The sequence below is a fragment of the Streptomyces sp. NPDC012935 genome (assembly GCF_042900345.1).
Lineage (GTDB): Bacteria > Actinomycetota > Actinomycetes > Streptomycetales > Streptomycetaceae > Streptomyces.
In genome coordinates, this window is record NZ_JBIBBC010000001.1 from 233,944 (window position 1) to 252,903 (window position 18,960).

Annotated in this window: 19 protein-coding genes and 2 pseudogenes; 12 read left to right on the top strand and 9 right to left on the bottom strand. The window is 71.2% G+C overall.

What is annotated here, in order from left to right; genetic code table 11:
• The 4 genes and pseudogenes from ACFY5C_RS00900 (at position 1) to ACFY5C_RS00915 (ending at position 2,614) form a co-directional block, all read left to right on the top strand.
• Positions 1–330: a nucleotidyltransferase domain-containing protein gene (locus ACFY5C_RS00900; RefSeq protein ID WP_389439014.1), complete on the top strand. Its 330-nt coding sequence runs from the start codon at positions 1–3 to the stop codon at positions 328–330.
• Positions 331–463: 133 nt separating this feature from the next.
• A pseudogene (locus ACFY5C_RS00905) lies at positions 464–1,083 on the top strand (IS701 family transposase).
• Between the two features lie 258 nt (positions 1,084–1,341).
• Positions 1,342–1,593 (top strand): transposase, encoded by a 252-nt coding sequence (locus ACFY5C_RS00910; RefSeq protein WP_389439016.1) that lies wholly within the window; start codon positions 1,342–1,344, stop codon positions 1,591–1,593.
• A 109-nt stretch (positions 1,594–1,702) separates the two neighbouring features.
• Complete coding sequence (locus ACFY5C_RS00915) at positions 1,703–2,614, top strand: transposase family protein (RefSeq protein ID WP_389440630.1); 912 nt, start codon at positions 1,703–1,705, stop codon at positions 2,612–2,614.
• 490 nt (positions 2,615–3,104) lie between these two features.
• Here the strand turns inward: ACFY5C_RS00915 and ACFY5C_RS00920 are convergent, their stop codons facing one another.
• Positions 3,105–4,070 (bottom strand): pirin family protein, encoded by a 966-nt coding sequence (locus tag ACFY5C_RS00920; protein ID WP_389439018.1) that lies wholly within the window; start codon positions 4,068–4,070, stop codon positions 3,105–3,107.
• Between the two features lie 113 nt (positions 4,071–4,183).
• Here ACFY5C_RS00920 and ACFY5C_RS00925 point away from each other — a divergent pair, with 113 nt between their 5' ends.
• From ACFY5C_RS00925 to ACFY5C_RS00935, 3 genes are all read left to right on the top strand, one after another.
• Entirely contained in the window at positions 4,184–4,669 is a 486-nt protein-coding gene (locus ACFY5C_RS00925; protein ID WP_389439020.1) for a MarR family winged helix-turn-helix transcriptional regulator, read from the top strand.
• A gap of 2 nt (positions 4,670–4,671) precedes the next feature.
• Positions 4,672–5,118: a MarR family transcriptional regulator gene (locus ACFY5C_RS00930; RefSeq protein WP_389439022.1), complete on the top strand. Its 447-nt coding sequence runs from the start codon at positions 4,672–4,674 to the stop codon at positions 5,116–5,118.
• A 122-nt stretch (positions 5,119–5,240) separates the two neighbouring features.
• The gene (locus ACFY5C_RS00935) at positions 5,241–5,588 is read left to right on the top strand and encodes a tetratricopeptide repeat protein (RefSeq protein WP_389439024.1); all 348 of its coding nucleotides are present in this window, start codon (positions 5,241–5,243) and stop codon (positions 5,586–5,588) included.
• A 105-nt stretch (positions 5,589–5,693) separates the two neighbouring features.
• On the opposite strand, the gene ACFY5C_RS00940 is transcribed toward ACFY5C_RS00935, so the two are convergent.
• Positions 5,694–7,094 (bottom strand): PepSY-associated TM helix domain-containing protein, encoded by a 1,401-nt coding sequence (locus tag ACFY5C_RS00940; RefSeq protein WP_389439026.1) that lies wholly within the window; start codon positions 7,092–7,094, stop codon positions 5,694–5,696.
• Between the two features lie 161 nt (positions 7,095–7,255).
• Here ACFY5C_RS00940 and ACFY5C_RS00945 point away from each other — a divergent pair, with 161 nt between their 5' ends.
• Entirely contained in the window at positions 7,256–7,903 is a 648-nt protein-coding gene (locus ACFY5C_RS00945) for a peptide deformylase (RefSeq protein WP_389439027.1), read from the top strand.
• 5 nt (positions 7,904–7,908) lie between these two features.
• Here ACFY5C_RS00945 and ACFY5C_RS00950 read toward each other — a convergent pair whose 3' ends face one another.
• Complete coding sequence (locus ACFY5C_RS00950; RefSeq protein WP_389439029.1) at positions 7,909–9,342, bottom strand: dihydrolipoyl dehydrogenase family protein; 1,434 nt, start codon at positions 9,340–9,342, stop codon at positions 7,909–7,911.
• Between the two features lie 114 nt (positions 9,343–9,456).
• On the opposite strand from ACFY5C_RS00950, the pseudogene trxA reads away from it, so the two are divergent.
• Positions 9,457–9,849, top strand: a pseudogene (gene trxA, locus ACFY5C_RS00955) (thioredoxin); the annotation flags it as partial.
• A gap of 9 nt (positions 9,850–9,858) precedes the next feature.
• On the opposite strand, the gene ACFY5C_RS00960 reads toward trxA, so the two are convergent.
• Genes ACFY5C_RS00960 through ACFY5C_RS00975 form a run of 4 tightly spaced genes read right to left on the bottom strand, consistent with a single transcriptional unit; the run spans position 9,859 to position 14,321 of the window.
• Positions 9,859–11,295 (bottom strand): benzaldehyde dehydrogenase, encoded by a 1,437-nt coding sequence (locus ACFY5C_RS00960; protein WP_389439030.1) that lies wholly within the window; start codon positions 11,293–11,295, stop codon positions 9,859–9,861.
• A 31-nt stretch (positions 11,296–11,326) separates the two neighbouring features.
• The gene (locus ACFY5C_RS00965; RefSeq protein ID WP_389439032.1) at positions 11,327–12,505 is read right to left on the bottom strand and encodes a 4-hydroxybenzoate 3-monooxygenase; all 1,179 of its coding nucleotides are present in this window, start codon (positions 12,503–12,505) and stop codon (positions 11,327–11,329) included.
• A 48-nt stretch (positions 12,506–12,553) separates the two neighbouring features.
• Positions 12,554–13,588 carry a LacI family DNA-binding transcriptional regulator gene (locus ACFY5C_RS00970; RefSeq protein ID WP_389439033.1) on the bottom strand — a complete coding sequence of 345 codons (1,035 nt, stop codon included), beginning with the start codon at positions 13,586–13,588 and terminating at the stop codon, positions 12,554–12,556.
• Positions 13,589–13,646: 58 nt separating this feature from the next.
• The gene (locus ACFY5C_RS00975; RefSeq protein ID WP_389439035.1) at positions 13,647–14,321 is read right to left on the bottom strand and encodes a TetR/AcrR family transcriptional regulator; all 675 of its coding nucleotides are present in this window, start codon (positions 14,319–14,321) and stop codon (positions 13,647–13,649) included.
• 99 nt (positions 14,322–14,420) lie between these two features.
• Between ACFY5C_RS00975 and ACFY5C_RS00980 the strand changes: the two genes are divergently transcribed.
• Positions 14,421–14,984, top strand: coding sequence for an NADPH-dependent FMN reductase (locus ACFY5C_RS00980; protein WP_389439036.1), 564 nt, complete (start codon positions 14,421–14,423; stop codon positions 14,982–14,984).
• A gap of 115 nt (positions 14,985–15,099) precedes the next feature.
• Here ACFY5C_RS00980 and ACFY5C_RS00985 read toward each other — a convergent pair whose 3' ends face one another.
• Entirely contained in the window at positions 15,100–16,005 is a 906-nt protein-coding gene (locus ACFY5C_RS00985; RefSeq protein WP_389440631.1) for a LysR family transcriptional regulator, read from the bottom strand.
• A 114-nt stretch (positions 16,006–16,119) separates the two neighbouring features.
• Between ACFY5C_RS00985 and ACFY5C_RS00990 the strand changes: the two genes are divergently transcribed.
• Positions 16,120–16,338, top strand: coding sequence for a hypothetical protein (locus ACFY5C_RS00990; protein WP_389439037.1), 219 nt, complete (start codon positions 16,120–16,122; stop codon positions 16,336–16,338).
• 130 nt (positions 16,339–16,468) lie between these two features.
• Here the strand turns inward: ACFY5C_RS00990 and ACFY5C_RS00995 are convergent, their stop codons facing one another.
• Positions 16,469–17,449, bottom strand: coding sequence for an ArsR/SmtB family transcription factor (locus tag ACFY5C_RS00995; protein ID WP_389439038.1), 981 nt, complete (start codon positions 17,447–17,449; stop codon positions 16,469–16,471).
• Positions 17,450–17,505: 56 nt separating this feature from the next.
• Here ACFY5C_RS00995 and ACFY5C_RS01000 point away from each other — a divergent pair, with 56 nt between their 5' ends.
• Positions 17,506–18,831 (top strand): MFS transporter, encoded by a 1,326-nt coding sequence (locus ACFY5C_RS01000; RefSeq protein WP_389439039.1) that lies wholly within the window; start codon positions 17,506–17,508, stop codon positions 18,829–18,831.
• Positions 18,832–18,960 lie beyond the last annotated feature (129 nt).

Here is an 18,960-nt window from a genome sequence, read left to right on the forward strand (position 1 = left end):
ATGACAGGACTCCTTACGGACGAGGAAATTTACTTGATCGTCGGACGCATCGTCCAGGTAGCACGGCCGGAACGTGTCGTCATGTTCGGCTCCTACGCCAAGGGTCGGGCAACCGTGAAGAGTGACCTGGACCTGCTGGTCGTGATGCCAACAGATGCGCCGGCCCTGGTGCGGGCATCTGAGGTGGAACCGTATCTGGGCGGCTGGGCCGTGCCAGTCGACTTGCATTTCGTCACAGTCGAGGAGCTTGAGGAGTATGGCCGGGAGGAGCATCACTTCTTGCATTCGGTACTGCGGTCGGGGAACACGCTCTACGAGCGCGATCGCTAGGCAAGCCAATCGAGACGGACTATTAAAGGACTCCGTTAGGTCTGTCTGATGGCCGTGTTCAGGGGCATGAGGAGTGTGTGACGCACATGAAGTGAACCGAGTCCGGGCGACGTTGACGTTATTCGTGGCGGATGTGTTCGCCGCGATACCGCGCAAGGACCAGCGGGCCAAGAGCGACTGCTACCTGCAGGGACTGATGATGGACGGCCGCCGCAAGTCCATCCAAGCCATGGCGTCGCGGCTGCCGGACGGCAACGAGCAGAACCTGCAGCAGTTCGTGAACCAGTCCACCTGGGATCCGGTACCGGTGCGCCGGCGGATCGCCGAGCGGATTGTGCCGCGGATCGGCCCGGACGCCTGGGCGGTCGATGACGTGTCCTTCCCCAAAGACGGACGGATGTCGGTCGGCGTCGCCCACCAGCACTGCGGCGCTTTGGGCAAGCAAGCCAACTGCCAGGTCGCGGTCAGCGTGCACGCACTCTCCGACACGGCCTCGTGCCCGCTGAACTGGCGGCTGTTCCTGCCCAAGGAGTGGGCCAAGGACACCGTCCGGCGCGGACGCACCGGCGTCCCGGCAGACGTCGGACACCGGGAGAAGTGGCGGCTGGCCCTGATTCCCTGGACGAACTGGCCACATGGCAACTGGTGCCGCCGGTCGTGGTGGCCGACGCCGGCTACGGCCAGAACGCCGACTTCCGCACCGCCCTGGCCGAGCGGGAGATCCCGTATTGGTCGGCATCCGGGGCGATCTGACCGCCCAGCCGCATAACGCGCACCGCGCCGCGCCGGCGTTTGCCGGCACCAGACGCCCGCCGGTGCCCCGCTACCGGCAGCCACCGGTGCTGGTAGCGGAACTGGCCGCGGCGGCCGGACCGGACGCCTTCCGGGAAGTGACCTGACGGGAAGGCTCCCGGGGACCGATGACCTCCGCTTCCTCACCGTGCGGGTCCGGCCGGCCGGGGTGCGTCCGCGTCGGCTGGCCCAGCAGGCCGCGGTGGCCGAGCACGGCCGGTGGGACGGCGTCCTGCCCGACGTGTGGTCCGCCTGGCGAAGATACGCTGGCGCATCGAGCACGACTACCGCGAACTAAAGCACGGCCTGGGCCTGGACCACTTCGAAGGCCGCTCCTTCACCGGCTGGCACCACCACGCCACCCTGGTCACCGCCGCCCACGCCTTCCTCACCGAGCTGCGACTGACCCCAAAAGCCGACACACCGAACTCACTCTCTACCAGATCCTCGACACCCTCCAAGACCTGCTGAACTGCTGGACCGGCACCTGCACCACCTGCCACCAACCCCTTACGAATTGGTGCGTGATAGCGGGTGAGGCGTCGTGCCTGGCCGGTGGCATGATCCGTCTGTGGCGATCATGGTCAATCGGGCGGTGCTGGCGCATCGGCTGCTCACGGGGATCTCTCGGCGTCATCTCGCGCGCCTGGTAGAAGAGTTGGCGGTGCCGTGGCAAGCCGAGGTCGAGGGTCGTCGCCATGCTGCACGGGGTGGTGTCAGGAAGCGGGCCGCGGGTGCCGGTGCCCGTCACCAGCTGGTGTTCGTCGACCGGCTGGTGGCCACGCTGATCCATCTGCGGCACGATCTGCCGCATTCGGTGCTGGGGCTGCTGTTCGGCGTCGACCGCTCCACCATCACTCGTGCGATCGCAGAAGTACGCACGCTCCTGGCCGAGCGGGGGCGCGCGGTTCCCGACCGTCCCGGCCTGCGATTACGGACTCCCGACGTGTTCGCCTACGCCCAGGCCGAGGGCGTCGAGCTGCGGTTGGACGCCACCGAGATCCAGGTCCGCCGTCCCCAAGCCGGACGCGGCGGCCGGCGCGCGTTTGTTTCCGGGAAGAAGAAGCAGAACACCATGAAGGCCACCGTGATCGCCGACTGGCGTGGCCGCACGTTATGGACCGATGCCCTGCGGCCTGGCCGTATGCACGATGCCACGGCTGCCCGAAACGAGGGCATCGCCGTCTGCTTCCAGCACTTCCCCAATGTCGAGGTCCTCTTGGACGACGGCTATCTCGGCCTGAGCCGCGACCACCGCGGGCAAGCACTCACACCGCCCAGAAAGCCGCGTCCAGGAGCACTGCCCGGCAGAGTTGAACAGTGGGAACGTGACCGCCACGGGCACTCATCCGACCGCATCACCGTCGAACACGCCCTCGCCGATCACAAACGCTGGAAGCAACTGAGCCGCTGGACCCACCGCCGAGACCGCCTGCCTGACACCTACCGCGCCATCGCCAGCCTCGTATCCGACCGCACCCGCAACGTCTGAGATCAGGCCACGACCACCCCAAACACGCCCCACCCGCTATCACGCACCAACTCGTTAGTCACTCTCCCGCGCGGCGCCTTTTGGATCGGACACGAGTGGCGCTGCCCATATGCGGCGGTGACGTCGGAACCTTGTAGAACCTCCACAAGTCGGCAGCGTGAGCGACGCTATCCTCCCGCAACGCCCGACTCGACCGCCAGCCAGGTCAGCATCGGTCCGGACACCACCGGACCTGCAAACGCCTCCGCACGCCCCGGAGCTTGGAAATGAGGCCCTCACCCGAACCTGACGGGGCGTCGGCAAAGTCAGCATTAGGTCAGCAAGAGTCCTGCCACAGCCACCCACAGACAGCCACACTGTGGAATCGCCAACCGCACCGGACGGAGCCAGCCAGCTGTTCAGACGCCTCCCGGCAAGCAGGTGGAAGACCGTGAGAATTACCCGACCGCCTTCCGCCTTCCGGCCACCAACGCTGACGCGTTTCAGCAGGTCAGCGCACTCTCCCCCGTGGCTTCAACGGCACCGGCGGCAGTTCCGGTGCGGGCAGTGGCGCCCCGTCGTACCCCTTCACCTCCCCGAACCGGGAGCCTTCCATCCAGTCGTGGCGGGCCTGTTCGATCTCTTCCTGCGTCCGTCCGATCCAGTTCCAGAACATGATCAGCTCCTCCTCGAACGGCTCGCCGCCGAGGAGCATCAGGCCGGCGTCCGACTCCGCGCGCAGCGGGAGTTCGGTGCGGCCGCAGCCGAGGTAGAGCATGGAGCCGGGGAGTACGGGCACGCCGTCCACGTGGGCCTCGCCGGACATGGACAGGACGGCGTACTCGAAGTCCGGCTCCAGGGGGAGGCGTACGTCCGCGCCGCGCGACAGGGTGAGGTCGGCGCCGACGATCGGGGTGTACGTCGTGCCGGGCGAGGTCGCGCCGTCGAGACCGCCGAGGATCAGCGTGGCCCGCAGGCCCGGCGCCGTGACGACCGGCAGGTCGGCGTGGTGTTCGAAGTGCGGGTCGGTGTGGCGGTGGCCGTCCGGGAGGGCGACCCACAGCTGGGCGCCGTGCAGGAGCCGGGCGTGTGACTTCGGGCTCTCCTCGGAGTGGCTGATCGCCCGGCCGGAGGTCATCAGGCCGAGCTCGCGCGGGTGGATCGTCTGGAGGCTGCCCGTGGAGTCCCGGTGCAGCACCTCGCCCTCGTGCAGCCAGCTCACGGTCTGCAGACCCATGTGCGGGTGCGGCGGCACCTGCATGCCGGGCTCGTCGGCGATGTCGTCGGGACCGTAATGATCGACGAAGCACCAGGCGCCGACCATGCGCCGGCCCAGGTTGGGCAGCAGGCGGCGGACTTCGGTGGATTCGCCGAGCTTGACGCGGCGGGGGCTGAGGAGTTCGCGTACGGGCTCTGCCACGACGAAACCGCGGCCGCCGCAGATGGCGGGCACCGCCTCGCGATCAAGATTGCTCATGGCGCCCAAACTAGCCCTGTCCGGGCCATCACGTCAGTCCGTCACCCTGCGGTGTCCGGATGCCGTCCAGAAAATAGTAGCCATGGATATAGTAGCCATGTACTGTATTGGCCATGAGCAAGGGTTCCGAGAAGGCCACGCCCGGTTTCCTGGTGTGGCGCCTGTCCACGAAGTGGCGGGTCGCGGTCGATCGAGCCGTGGCCCCGCTGGGGCTCACCCACGCGCAGTACGCGCTGGTGGCCTCGCTGTACGGCATGCAGCGCCACGGAGAGCGCCCCAGCCAGCGGCGCCTGGCCGACCACACCGGACTCGAGCCGCTGTACGTGTCCAAGCTGGCGCGCTCGCTGGAGAGCGCCGGCCTCCTCGAACGCACCCGGGACCCCCGCGACCCGCGCGCGGTGCAGCTGACGCTGACCGAGCAGGGCCGGGAGCGGACCCGGCAGGCGATCGAGGTCGTGCACAGGCTCCTGCAGCAGTTGCTGGCACCCCTCGGCGGCCTGGACAGCTCGCGGGCACGGGAGTTCACCCGTGACCTCGCGGTCCTGCTCGACGCACCTCTTGACCTGCCTGCCCCAGACAGTGAGTCCGACAAGGAGTAGTCATGACCACCACCACTCCCCTGCTCGACCCCCGAGTCATAGCTCTGGCCCACTACGCGAGCCGCGCGCTTCTCGAGCGTGTGCTGGCCCGCCATGGCGCGACGTTCCAGCAGTCCGTCACCCTGCGGCTGGTCAACGTCGCCGACGGACCCCTCGAGCGCGACCACCTCGTCGACGGCGTCGTCGGCGCGCTGAAGATCGACGCCGCGCAGGCCCACTCCGTGGTCGACGAGCTGATCGCCGCCCAGCTGCTGGTTCCGCAGGAGCCGTCCCAGGTGCGGATCACGGACGCCGGACGGGAGTTGTACGAGAGGACGTCCGCCGAGACCGCCCCCATCTCGGCCCGGGTATACGCCGACATCCCCACGGAGGACCTGGCCGCCGCCGGACGAGTACTGACCCTCATCACCGAGCGGGCCAACGCCGAGCTGGCCGCCATGAACGGGTAGCCCCTGCACCCGGCACCCGGCACCCGGCACCCGGCACCCGGCACCCGGCACCCGGCACCCGGCACCAAGTAGTGGAATATTGAACCACCGCGCTCCGTTGACGGCCTCGAAGGAGGTCACGAGTGGACACGACGTACTACGACCACGGAGCACCGGCCGAGCGCTGGGAGCGTGCGCGGATGTTCTTCGACGCCAAGGACTACGCGGCCGCGGCCCGCGTCCTGGGCAAGCTGGTCGAGGAGGTGCCGGAGCAGACCGGACCCCGGCTGCTGCTGGCACGCGCCTACTACCACTCGGCCCAACTGCGGCGCGCAGAGGGCGAGTTGCGGATCGTCATCGAGCGCGACCCGGTCGAGCACTACGCCCGGCTGATGCTGGGCCGCACGCTGCAGAGGCAGGGCCGGGACGAGGAGGCGGAGCCGCACCTGCGCCTCGCCTCGGCGCTCGCGGGTGACTTCGAGCAGCTCTGAGCACTGCCGAGCGGTTCTGAGCGGCATCGACACGAGGGCCCGGTTCCATCTCGGAACCGGGCCCTCGTCTCGTCCGTCGACCCTTGCGGCCGGCTTCCCGCCCGCCTAGTTCACTTCCGCGGCTCCCCGCTTCTCCCGCCGGTGGGCCACCTCACCGAGGACGACGTCCACGACGACGAACGCGGCAAGCGAGATGCCGAGCAGCGGCACGAAGTAACCGACGACAGCGACGACCGCCACCAGCGGGACCAGGACCTGCGGAGGCACCTGCTGCCAGGCACCGCGCGGGATCGGCCGGCCGAACGCGGAGCCGCGGCCGCGCTGCCACCACATGCGGTAGCCCCACACGATCAGCAGGATCAGCGAGAGCGCGAGTGCCATGAGGGCGATCTGGTTGACCAGACCGAAGAGGACCCCCGTGTGCAGGTCGATGCCCCAGCGGGTCAGCTTGGCGAGCACCGGGTATTCGGCGAACCTCAGCTCGTCGACGACCTGGCCGCCGGCCGGGTCGACGGCGACCGAGTCCTGCTTCGTCGGCCAGCTGCGCTGCACCTGCCGTACCACGTACGCGGACGAGTCGTCGGCGGGCGGCACGATCTCCACGGGATCGCTCAGGCCCTCGGCGCGAGCGGACGCCAGGACCTTGTCGAGGCCGACGCCGTGCTCGCCGCTGCCGCCCGTGCCGGCGGCGCCGCCGTGGCCCCCGTGCTCGCCGCCCGCCGTCGCCGAGATGGACGGTGTCGCCTGGCCGAGGGAGGTGCGCAGCTCGTCGATGTTGGCGCCGGCGTAGGCCGACCAGGTGAGGCCGGTCGCGGAGAGGAAGAAGAACCCGATCGCGGCCCAGACACCGAGGGTGCCGTGCAGGCCGAGCGTGCGGCGGCGCCCGCTGGTGCCCCGCACCTTGCGCAGGGCGCGGCGGCGGGAGAACCACAGCACCAGGCCGCCGGCGGCGATGACCCAGAGCCAGCTGGCGGCGAGCTCGCTGTAATAGCGGCCCGTCTCACCGAGGTGCAGGTCGCGGTGGAACTCGTCGATCCAGGTGCGCAGGGGCAGCGCGCCGGTCGAGCCGTACTGTTCGAGGGCGCCGCGCACCTCCGCGGTGTACGGGTCGACGAACACGGCCAGGGTGTGCTCGGCGTCGACGCCCTTGACGCCGGACAGCATGACCCTGGTCGACTCGTCGTCGGCCGGGGAGGGCCGTATCGCCGAGACCGTGCCCTCGGGGTGGGCCTTGCGCGCGGCGGCGACCTGCTCGGATATCGGCAGCTTCGCGTCGCCGACGGGGACGTACATCTCGTGGGCGTACACGAGCTTCTCGGCCTGGAACGCTCCGGCGTAGAGGAAGCCGGTGGCCGCGGCGACGAGCAGGAACGGTGCGACGAGCACTCCGGCGTAGAAGTGCAGACGCAGGATCAGCGGGCGCAGCGGTGCCCATCTGCGGGGCGGCGACGCCTGGGCGTCGGGCTGCGTCGCCTCCTCCGTGGTGGTGGCGGGAGCGGTGGACATCGGCGGCTTCTCCGGGGGTGGGACGGGGAGTGGGGACGTTTCCTTCTGTGCTGCTGTGGTCCAGTAGTCGGACGAAGGGGCCGTCGAGTTCCAGGCATATTAAGTGACGTGCGTCACAAGGGAGTCGGCGAGTGTCGCGGGTGCCGTGGCATGCTGGCGCGATGGCACTTCCGAACGAGCGCGCACCCTTGGCCGAGCAGGTCGAGCAACTCCTGGCCGCCGAAGGGCCGTTGCCCATCGTGGCGGCCGGTGACCCGGTGCTGCGGCGTCCCACCGAGCGCTTCGACGGCCAGCTGGACCCGGCGCTGCTGTCCCGCTTCGTCGAGGCGCTGCGGGTCACCATGCACGCGGCGCCGGGCGTCGGCCTCGCCGCGCCGCAGGTCGGCGTGGGGCTGCGGATCGCGGTGATCGAGGACCCGGCGCCGGTGCCTCAGGACGTGCGGCTGGTGCGCGGGCGGGTGCCGCAGCCGTTCCGGGTGCTGGTGAACCCGTCGTACGAACCAGTCGGCGGCGAGCGTGCCGCGTTCTTCGAGGGCTGTCTGAGTGTGCCGGGCTATCAGGCGGTGGTGGCCCGGCCCGCCGAGGTGCGGCTGACCGGCGAGGACGAGCACGGGCACGCGGTCGACGAGGTGTTCACGGGATGGCCCGCCCGCATCGTCCAGCACGAGACGGACCACCTCGACGGCGTGCTCTACCTGGACCGGGCGGAACTGCGCTCACTGTCCTCGAACCAGGCGATGGCCGAGCGCTGGGCCCAGCCCGCCCCGGACGAGGCAGCGAGCGCACTCGGCTTCGAACTGCCGCACTGAGTACGTCAGTTGTCCCGGTACGACTCCAGCAGCCGCAGCCACACCTCGCTGATGGTCGGATACGACGGAACCGCGTGCCACAGCCTGCTGATCGGCACCTGCCCGACGACCGCGATCGTCGCCGAGTGGATGAGCTCGCCGATGCCGGGGCCGACGAACGTGACGCCGAGCAGGATCTCGCGCTCCAGGTCGACGACCATGCGGGCGCGGCCCCGGTAGCCCTCGGCGTACACCGACGCCCCCGCGACCGAGGCGAGGTCGTAGTCGACGGCGCGGACGCGGTGACCGGCCTGTTCCGCTTCGGCCAGGGAGAGGCCCACGGAGGCGGCCTCGGGGTCGGTGAAGACGACCTGGGGGACGGCGGCGTGGTCGGCGGTGGCGGAGTGGGCGCCCCAGGGGTCGGATTCCAGGAGCGGGACTCCGGAGGCGCGTGCGGCGATGGCCGCGCCCGCGATGCGGGCCTGGTACTTGCCCTGGTGGGTGAGGAGGGCGCGGTGATTGATGTCGCCCACCGCGTAGAGCCACTCGCTGCCGGTGACGCGAAGGCTGTCGTCGACCTCCAGCCAGGAACCGGGCGTCAGACCGACCGTGTCCAGGCCGAGGTCGTCCGTGCGCGGGGCACGCCCGGTCGCGAAGAGGATCTCGTCGGCCTCGATACGGCCGCCGCGGTCGGTGACGACCACGACCGTGCCGTTCTCACGGCTCACCGACTCGACCGACGTGCCGGTGCGGACGTCTACGCCCGCCTCGGTGAGCGCGTCGGCGACCATCTCGCCGGCGAAGGGCTCCATGCGGTTGAGCAGGCCCTTGCCGCGCACGAGGAGCGTGACGCGGGAGCCGAGTGCCTGGTAGGCCGTTGCCATCTCGGTGGCGACCACTCCCCCGCCGACCACTACCAGCCGGCCGGGCACGGACTGGGCGCTGGTGGCCTCGCGGCTGGTCCACGGCTTGACCTCGGCGAGTCCGGGCAGGTCGGGGAGCATGGCGCGGGTGCCGGTGGCCAGGGCGACGGCGTGCCGGGCGGTCAGCACGTGGCGCGCGCCGTCGGGCCCGGTCACCTCGACCGTGCGGGGCCCGGTGAGGCGGCCGTGGCCGCGGTGGAAGTCGGCGCCGATGCCGGCCAGCCACTGGACCTGGCCGTCGTCGTTCCAGTTCGAGGTGAACTCGTTGCGCCGGGCGAGGACAGCGGCCGCGTCGAGGGGGCCCTGCACCGAGTCGCTGAGGCCCGGCAGGCGGCGGGCGTCCGCCTGTGCGATGACCGGGCGCAGCAGTGTCTTGCTGGGCATGCACGCCCAGAACGAGCACTCCCCGCCGACCAGCTCGCTCTCGACCACCGCGGTGGTCAGACCGGCCGCACGGGTGCGGTCGGCCACGTTCTCCCCCACCGGTCCGGCTCCGACCACCACGACGTCGTACACGTTGGAATCCGTTTCCGTCATGTGGTCAGTCTTACGGGTGGTGTGCGCAGTGGCCACACGGGTACGCGCGCGGAATACGCGGCCGTACGGTCCTGTTGACGCCGACGGCACCGCCCCGACACCAGGAAGAGGGAAAACGCCATGAGCAGCACCGTGGAGCTCACCAAGGAGAACTTCGATGAGACGGTCACGGACAACGAGTTCGTCCTGATCGACTTCTGGGCGTCCTGGTGCGGGCCGTGCCGTCAGTTCGCCCCCGTTTACGAGAAGGCCGCCGAGGAGAACCCGGACCTTGTGTTCGGCAAGGTCGACACCGAGGCGCAGCCGGAGCTTGCCGCCGCCTTCGGTATCCAGTCGATCCCGACGCTGATGATCGTCCGTGACCGTGTCGCCGTGTTCGCGCAGCCGGGTGCCCTGCCCGAGGCCGCCCTGGCGGACGTCATCGGGCAGGCCCGCAAGCTCGACATGGACGAGGTCCACAAGGCCGTCGCCGCCCAGCAGGAGCAGGCCGACCAGAACGGCCAGTGACACCCTGCTCTAGAAGGGGTACGCCGCCACGTCACCACGCACCGTCGTCCAGCGCACGTCGGTGAACGCGTCCAGGTTGGCCTCGCCGCCGAAGCGGGCGCCGGTGCCGGAGGCGGCGATGCCGCCGAAGGGCGCGACGGCCTCGTCGTTCACGGTCTGGTCGTTGATGTGCACGATGCCGGTCGGGATGCGCTCGGCCAGGTCGAGGCCCCGGGCGGCGTCCCTGGTGACGATGCCCAGGGACAGGCCGTAGGAGCTCGCCGCGGCGAGTGCGGCGGCCTCGTCGGCGTTGGTGAAGGGGCGCACCGGCGCGACGGGCCCGAAGACCTCCTCGGTGTACGCCGGGGTCGCGTCGTCGACGCCGGCGAGCACGGTCGGCCGGTAGAAGAGCTCCTCGTGGCTGCCGCCGGCGGCCAGCTTGGCCCCCCGTGACGTGCTGGCCTCCACCAGGCCGTGCACCTTCCCCAGCTGACCCGAGTCGATGAGCGGACCGAGGTGGACCTCGGCACGGTGCGGGTCGCCCACGGCGAGGGCGTCGGCCTTCGCCGCGAGCCGCTCGACGTACTCCTCGTACAGCGACTGGTGGACCAGGTGGCGGCCGGTCGTCATGCAGATCTGGCCCTGGTGGAAGAAGGAGCCCCAGGCGGCGGTGGAGATGACCGCGTCGAGGTCGGCGTCCTCCAGCACGATCAGGGCGGAGTTGCCGCCCAGCTCCAGGTGGACGCGCTTGAGATGGCGCCCGGCGGCCTCGCCCACGGCCCGTCCCGCGGCCGTGGACCCGGTGAAGGAGATGACCGGCACCCGCGGGTCGGCGACCAGCGCCTGGCCCGCCTCCGCGCCGCCCGGCAGGATGTGCAACAACCCCTCGGGCAGACCCGCCTCAGCGAAGACGGCGGCGAGCGAGAGCCCGCCGCAGACCGCGGTGCGCGGGTCCGGCTTCAACACGACCGCGTTGCCGAGCGCGAGGGCCGGGGCAACGGAGCGGATGGACAGGATCAGCGGGGCGTTGAACGGCGCGATCACGCCGACGACACCCGCGGGAACCCGGCGCGTGTACGACAGTCGGGGCGCCTCGCTGGGCAGGACGTGCCCGGCCGGGCGGGAGGCGAGTGCGGCGGCCTCGTAGCACTCCTGGGCGGCGACGTGCAGCTCGAAGTCGGCCTTGCCGGGTATCGACCCGGACTCGCGGACCAGCCATTCGCGCAGCTCGTCGGCGTGCGCGGCGAACAGGTCACCGGCCTTGCGCAGCACCCCGGCGCGCACGAAGTGCGGGACGCGGGCCCACTCGCCCTGGGCGGCGCGGGCGGCCTCGGCGGCCGTGGCGACGTCCTCGGCGGTGGCCAGGGTGACGGTGCCGAGCGTGTCGCCGGTGGCGGGCTCGGTGACGGTGTACGCGTCTCCCGACAGGGGGCGGGACTGCCAGGCCTTGGGGTCGAGCAACGGCATGTGCGACTCTCCGTTCGATCACCGGCGGGACTCACAGGGAGAGCGGAAGTCCCGAGTAGTTCGCCGCCAGTTCGGCGGCAGCGTGACGGGATGCGGTGATCCGGCGCAGACGTGCGAGCTGCATCCGGTGGTCGAAGGCATCCCCGTCTGGTTGAGCGTGCAACATCCTAGTCATGTCGTCGGAGAAACGGGTCGCCTGCCACACCCGCTGGAGACACAACTCGGAGTAGCTGTCGAGGAGTTGTGTGTTCCCTGTGTGGTGCAGCTCGACGAGGGCGCGGGCCAGGACCCGTACGTCCGACACGGCGAGGTTGAGTCCCTTGGCGCCCGTCGGCGGGACGATGTGGGCGGCGTCGCCGGCGAGCAGGAGCCGCCCGTGGCGCATCGGTTCGTGGACGTAACTGCGCATCGGCGTCACGGACTTGGCCGTGATGGGTCCGCGGTTCAGGGTCCAGTCGGCGTCGATCGCGAAGCGGGCGGCGAGTTCGTCCCAGATGCGGTCGTCGGGCCAGTCGTCGGGATCGGTATCGACCGGAACCTGGAGGTAGAGCCGGGAGACGGACGAGGAGCGCATGCTGTGCAGCGCGAAACCGCGTTCACCCCGCGCGTAGATCAACTCGTCGCCGGACGGCGGCACTTCGGCCATGATGCCGAGCCAGGAGTACGGATAGTCGCGCGCGTACGAGCTGCTGATCCCGGCCGGGAAGGCGCCCCGGGAGATGCCGTGGAAGCCGTCGCAGCCGGCGACCCAGTCGCAGGTCAGCGTCCGCTCGCGGCCCTCGTGCCGGAACCGTACGACGGGCGTGTCGCTCTCCGGCTTCTCGACGGCGAGCGCGGCGGCCTCGAACAACAGCGGTGGTCCGTCGGCGAGTTGGAGCGCGACGAGGTCCTTCACGATCTCGGTCTGTGCGTAGATCGTCACCGTACGGCCGCCGGTGAGAGCCGGGAAGTCGAGGTGGTGGCGTTCCCGGTCGAAGCGCAGCTCGATGCCCTGGTGCACCAGGCCCTCCGCGTCCAGCCGCTCGGCGGCGCCGGCCTCGTGCAGCGCGTGGACCGTGCCCTGCTCCAGCATTCCGGCCCGCTGGCGCTGCTCGACGTACTCCCGTGTCCTGCTCTCCAGGACCACGCAGTCGATGCCCGCGCGGTGCAGCAGGCGGGCGAGGAGAAGCCCGGCGGGGCCGCCGCCGATGATGCCGACCGTCGTACGCATTCCACGCCTCCCTGGCTTCGACGGTACGTCGGCCGGACGCCGGCTGCCTCAGCTGGACTCGCGGTGCACCACTGTCGCTCCCAGCACCTTGTGCGTCTGGGGCGCGGCGCCGGGGTCGCGCACCGCGTGGTCGACCAGCTCCGCAAGGTCGCGGCCGGACGGCAGTTCGATGTGGACCGTGCTCAGCCTGGGCCGCAGCAGCCGTCCGAGCATCAGGTCGTCGGCGCCGATGACGGCCGTGTCGGCGGGGATACGGACGCCCTCGTCCTGCAGGGCGCGCATCAGCAGCATCGCGTACTCGTCGTTGTAGGCGAACACGGCGTCGAGGCCGCGGTCGCGCCAGCTGCGGGCGAGCCGCGCGGCGGACTCCTCGTCGTGGGCGAGGGGCAGCTCGGTCACGGTGGCGTCCGTGCCGTGCAGGGCGCGGCGCACCCCTTCCAGACGTGGTGTGGAGAAGGACTCCAGGCCGTCCTCCTCGGGGACGACGACGCCGACTCGGCCCCTGCCGCGGTCGTAGAGGTGGCGGCCCGCGCGGTACCCCACGGCCTCGTAGTCCATCAGCAGGGCGTGCGCGCCCTCGACGGACTCGGGGCCGAGCGAGACCACGGCCCGGGCGCCGGAGCGCTTGAGCACCGTCACGCCCTTGGGGCCGAGGCCGGAGCCCGAGAACAGGACGGCGACGGGGCGCAGCTCGGCCCAGGCGCGGGCGGCCTCGTCGCCGTGCAGGCCGACGCTGCCGTGCTGCACGACGGTGTAGTCGAGGCGGCCGAGCGCCAGCTGGAGGTCGCTGAGGAAGCGGCCGTACAGGGAGCCGACGGGGAAGCTCGGGGCGGGCATCAGGACCATGCGGCTGTGCCCGGCACGCAGACTGCGGGCCGCCGCGTGCGGGACGTACCCGAGTTCCTTCGCGGCCTCGTGGACGCGGCGGCGGGTGGGTTCGCTGATCCGGACGGCGCTGGTGTTGTTGAGGACATAGGAGACGGTCGCGCGCGAGACGCCGGCCAGGCGGGCCACATCGGCGCTCGTGGGTACCGAGCGCTGTGCGGGCAGAGCGGGCGCGGGCGTTTTCGGTATCTGCACCATGACGTACCGCATCTTTGCAGAACCTGTGCGTAGCGCTCGGGTTAGGGTCCCCGACCGGTCACACCTCGGTGCGCGTCACGCGGGTGACCAGGTCGGACCAGCCGTTCTCCAGCCGCTCCATGGGCATACCGCACTGTTTGGTCAGATGGTGGATGAGGCCGGGGTCGAGATAGGCCATGAGCGTCTGGGCGAGCAGATCGCAGTCGGCGTCCGGCACGATCTGCCGCAGCAGCATCGCGACGTGGGTGTGCAGCGCCCGGTACGAGGGGTGGGCGAAGCGGCGCGTCGGCTCCGGTTGCGCGGCCAGTTGCAGGTCCAGCTGCTCGGCCGCGCGGTACAGCACCGCGACACCGAACGCCCGCAGCCGCTCCACCGGCGGCGCACCGGGACCCAGTGGCGGCGGCCCGCCGATGAAGTCGGCCTGCAGCTTCCGCGCGGAGTGGTCCAGCAGCGCCGTCAGCAGGCCGGTGCGGTCGCCGAAGCGGCGGAAGACCGTCCCCTTGCCCACGCCGGCCGCCGCGGCCACCGCCTCCATGGTGACCCCGGCCGCCCCGTGCTCCGCGATCAGCTCGGTCGCCGCCTCCAGCAGCCGGGCGCGGTTGCGGGCCGCGTCGGCGCGCAGGCAGGGCTCGTCGGGAGCGGAGCCGACCTCCAGCAGCTGGGGCTTGCCCTCGGGCTCCTGAGACCGCGGGAACGGCGGCAGTACGGCGGACATGAAGCCAGGGTAAAGCATCGGGAATGAAACTGGACCGCGGTCCGGTTAAGGTGCTAGAAACTAAACGGACCTCGGTCCGGATCGTAACGGCAGTGTTTCAGCATCCTTGGAGTTCGCATGTCTGTTCGCATCCTCGCGCTCGTCGGCAGCCTTCGCGCCGGTTCGCACAACCGTCAGCTGGCCGAGGCGGCCGTCAAGCTCGCCCCCGAGGGCGCTGAGGTCGTGCTCTTCGAGGGCCTGGCCGACATCCCCTTCTACAACGAGGACATCGACGTCGAGGGCGGCGTCCCCGCCACCGCGGCCAAGCTGCGTGAGGCCGCCCAGGCCGCGGACGCCTTCCTGCTCTTCTCCCCCGAGTACAACGGCACCATCCCGGCCGTACTGAAGAACGCCATCGACTGGCTGTCCCGCCCGTACGGCTCCGGCGCCTTCGGTGGCAAGCCGGTCGCCGTGGTCGGTACCGCGTTCGGCCAGTACGGCGGCGTGTGGGCGCAGGACGAGACCCGCAAGGCCGTGGGCATCGCCGGCGGCAAGGTGCTGGAGGACGTCAAGCTCTCCATCCCCGGCTCCGTGACCCGCTTCGCCGAGACCCACCCGGTCGACGACGCCGAGGTCGCCGCGCAGCTGACCGAGGTCATCGCGCGCGTCCACGGGCACGCGGGCGAGGCCGTCGCGGCCTGACCTGAGCCGAGGTCCTGAAGGAGGGGCGGGAGCCGAGCGCTCCGGCCCCTCCTCGCATGCCCGGCCCCTCCTGCGGCATCGGCCCCTCCTCGCATGCCCGGCCCCTCCTGCGGCATCACGCCACCGCCGTCGACGCCAGCTCGCGCAGCTCCTCCAGCGCCGCCGCCACCGCCGGCCGCTCCCGGCAGCCCCGGCGAGTACAGGTCAGCACCTTGCGGTGCGGGTCGCCGACGCACCGTACCCGGGTGATCGGCAGCTGCGGGGGCAGCTGGGCCAGCCGTGGGATCAGGGCGACGCCGAGCCTGCCCGCGACCAGGTGGGCGGTGACGTTCCAGTCCAGCGCGTGATGGATCACGTCCGGGGTGAACCCGGCGGCCCCGCACGCCGACATCACATGCGGGCGGCAGGGACTTTCCGGCACCGGCGCGATCCAGTCCTCGTGCGCCGCCTCCGCGAGGTCGACGCGCCCGAGTCCGGCCAGCCGGTGATCGTCGGGGACGACGAGGTCGTACGGGTCGTCCAGCAGCGGCTGCTGGTCGAAACGCGCGTCGCTCAGCGGGGGGTTGTGCGGGGTCACCTCCACCACGGCCAGGTCGGCCTCCCCCTCGAAGAGCAGGTCGAAGCTCTCCGGCACCCCCGTCTCCCGGATCCGTACGGTCAGCTGCGGATGCCGCTCCCGCATCCGTACTGCCATCGGCGCCAGCAGCACCGACACGGCCGTCGGAAAGCCGCTGACGCGCAGTTGCCCGGCGGGAGCGCTGTACTCGGCGCGCAGGTCCAGCTCGGCCGCCTCCCAGCGCTCAGCGATGGCATCAGCGTGCGCAAGCAGGCTCTCGGCCGCCGCGGTGAGGCGCACCCCGCGGCCCTGCGGTTCGAGGAGGTCGACGCCCAGGTCGCGGGCCAGCTGACGGATCTGCTGGGACGCGGCTGACGGGGTGAAGTGCAGGGCGCGGGCGGCCGCGGTGACCGTGCCGTAGTGCGCCACGGCCCTCAGCACGTGCAGTCGGCGCAGGTCAATCATGAAGCCCACGCTTCAAGGTGATGTCCGGAAAGTCAACCTGGACGTGAAAGAAAGCGCATCGCACCCTTGACTGTGTCGCGACGGTCAACCAGCCACGACGTACGAGGAGTCGCCATGACCAGCACCACCGGCATCGTCTGCCCGCACTGCGGGTGGCCCGACGGAGCCGAGCCCTACCAGGTCGTGTCCCGGCACACCACGGCGGCGGGCAGCACGGTGTGGACGCGGTGCGCCTGCGGGTCGCTGCAGGTGCGCATGGTGGACGCCCGCGGCATGCGTGTCGTCTCCCGCAGCCGCCCCACGGGGGCACCGGCGCACTCGCCCGGCCGGTAACGTCGGTTCAGTCGAGCCCGGCCAGCCGCGGTACGGCAGGAGCCGCGAAGTTCTCGATGAAGGCTGCCGATTCCCCGCTGCGCGGGCCGAGGATCACCGTGTCGATGCCGCGCCGTCGTCGTGACCGCCGTCAGGCCGCGCCGGCGAGTTGGTCGCCGAGTGCGGTGCGCCGGTACAGCACGCGCCGTCCGTCACGGGCCCGGGTGACGAGGCCGGTCGCGTGCAGCACCTTCAGGTGCTGTGAGACCGCGCTGGGCGTCACGCCGAGGCGCCGGGCGAGCTCGACCGTGGGGAGCGGTTCGGCGAGCAGCCGCAGGACCGTGGTGCGGGGTGCGCCGAGCAGCGAGGTGAGGGCGGAGGCGTCGGGCTCGGGCCGCGGTTCCCACAGGGTCGCGGCGCCTCTGCTGGGATACGCCAGCATCGGGGCTTCGTCGGCGCTGAGCGGCGGTGCGGGTTTGTGGGAGAACAGCGACGGGACCAGGCGCAGTCCCCGCCCGGAGCCGTCCACCTCGTGCCGGCCGATCATCCGGTCGACGCGCAGGACGCCGTCTCGCCAGCGGACGTTGCGGTGCAGGTCGCAGAAGAGGAGGTGGGCTCCGCCCGTGGCCAGTTGCCGGGCGCGGTGCGTGATGTCCGCCTCCAGTACGAGCCGCATCCGTGGCCAGTCGGGGCGTATCGCCAACTCCCAGTACCGCTGCAGGAGTTCGCACAGCTCCTCCAACAGCTCCGCCACGGGCGCGTCGCCGGGAGCGGTGATCTGCCGCAGGGCGTCCGGGAGGGGGTGCGGGGCGTGGGTGGCGAGCAGGTCGCGCCGTACGAGATCCGGTGGCGTCGCCGCTACGACGGTGAGCTGGTCGGTCAGCGTGGGCGCGAAGGTCGTCGGGCGCGGGGTCACGAAGTCGGGCAGGGTCAGGTTCGGGCCGACCAGGGCCCGCAGCAGCCCGGCGTCTGCGGGGTCGAGACGTTCGAGGACCGAGCGGCGCCAGGGGGTGTGCAGGGGGTAGAGGCCCGGGGCGCGCAGGGCCCGCAGGCTGCCCATGACCTCCCGCAACGGCGAGATCGCGAACCGGGTGTCCGCGAGGTCGTCGACGTCGAGCAGGAAGCTGATCATTAAGCCTCCGGCTACATCCTTTGGCAACCGTCCGTCGCTGCCGTGGACTTCGGCGTATGACGGATCACAACTCCCGGCAGGCTACCCCGGCGATCGCCCTGCTCGCCTTCGCCTGCGGGGTCGCGGTGGGCAATGTCTACTTTCCGCAGGCGATCGGCCCGTTGGTGGCCTCGGGCCTCGGCGTCTCCCCCGACGCGGCCACCACGGTGGTGACCGCGACCCAGTTCGGCTACGCGGCCGGCATCTACCTGCTCGTACCGCTCGGCGACCGGCTGCGCCCCCGCCGGCTGCTCGTCACCCTGCTCGCGCTGACCGGCCTCGGTCTGCTCGCCGCGAGTTCGGCGCGGGCGCTGCTGCCCCTGGTCGTCGCGAGCGCACTGGTCGGTGCGGTGACGGTGATCGCGCCGCTGGCCGGTGCGCTCGCTGCCGGCCTGGTGCCCGCCGAACGGCGCGGAGTCGTGAGCGGCACTCTGCTGAGCGGCTCCCTTGCCGGCATGCTGCTGTCCCGTGCCGTCGGCGGCGCGCTGGGCGACTGGCTGGGCTGGCGGGCGCCGTACGTCCTCGCCGCAGCGCTCTCCTTCACGGTCGCCGCCCTGCTGGCCCGCATGCTGCCGACACTGCCGCCGTCGGCCCGCGCCCCTTACCCGGCGCTGCTCGCCGCGCCGCTGCGGCTGCTGCGCACCGAGCCCGAGCTGCGCCGCTCGTGCCTGTACCAGGCCACGGTGTTCGCCGGGTTCTGCGCGGTGTGGACGAGCGTGGCGCTATTGCTCACGGGACCGGTGTACGGCATGAGCGCGAAGGCGGCCGGGCTGCTGGCGCTCGTCAACGCGGCGACCATGCTGTGCACGCCGGTCGCCGGTCGGCTGGTGGACCGCCGGGGTCCGGACCGGATCAACCTCGTGTGCTTCCTCGTGGTGGGTGCCTCGGCGGTGGTGCTGGCGTTCGGCGGCCTGGGCGGCGTGCCCGGGCTGACCGCGCTGGTCGTCGGCACGCTGCTGCTCGACGTCGGCATGCAGTCCGGGATGGTCGCCAACACGGTGCGGATCTACGGCCTGGGCACGGATGTCCGCAGCCGCCTCAACACCGCGTACATGACCTGCGTCTACCTGGGTGGCACGGCCGGCTCATGGCTGGGTGCCCGGGCCTACGGCCGCTTCGGGTGGACCGGCGTGTGTGCACTGGTCGCGACGCTCACCGCGGTGGCGGTCGCGCGCCATGTGAGCCGTCGCAACGCCGTCCCTGTGCCGTGCGCTCCGACTCCGCCTGTTCCTGCGCCCGCGCCTGCGCCCGCTGAGGGCACCGCGAACTTGCCCATGCTCAGGACGAAGACGAAGAGGTCGTCGACGCTCAGCGACTGCATCCCTTTCACCTACGACAGGTGAAGAACGGGTCATCTCCTGGCAAGCTCCCGGGTCATGCAGATGCCACCCGCCGGACGGCGGGGAGGTCCCGCCGAACGGCGGCCCTCTGGGCGGGGACCGGTGCGCAGATCATGGCCACGGAGCCGCAGA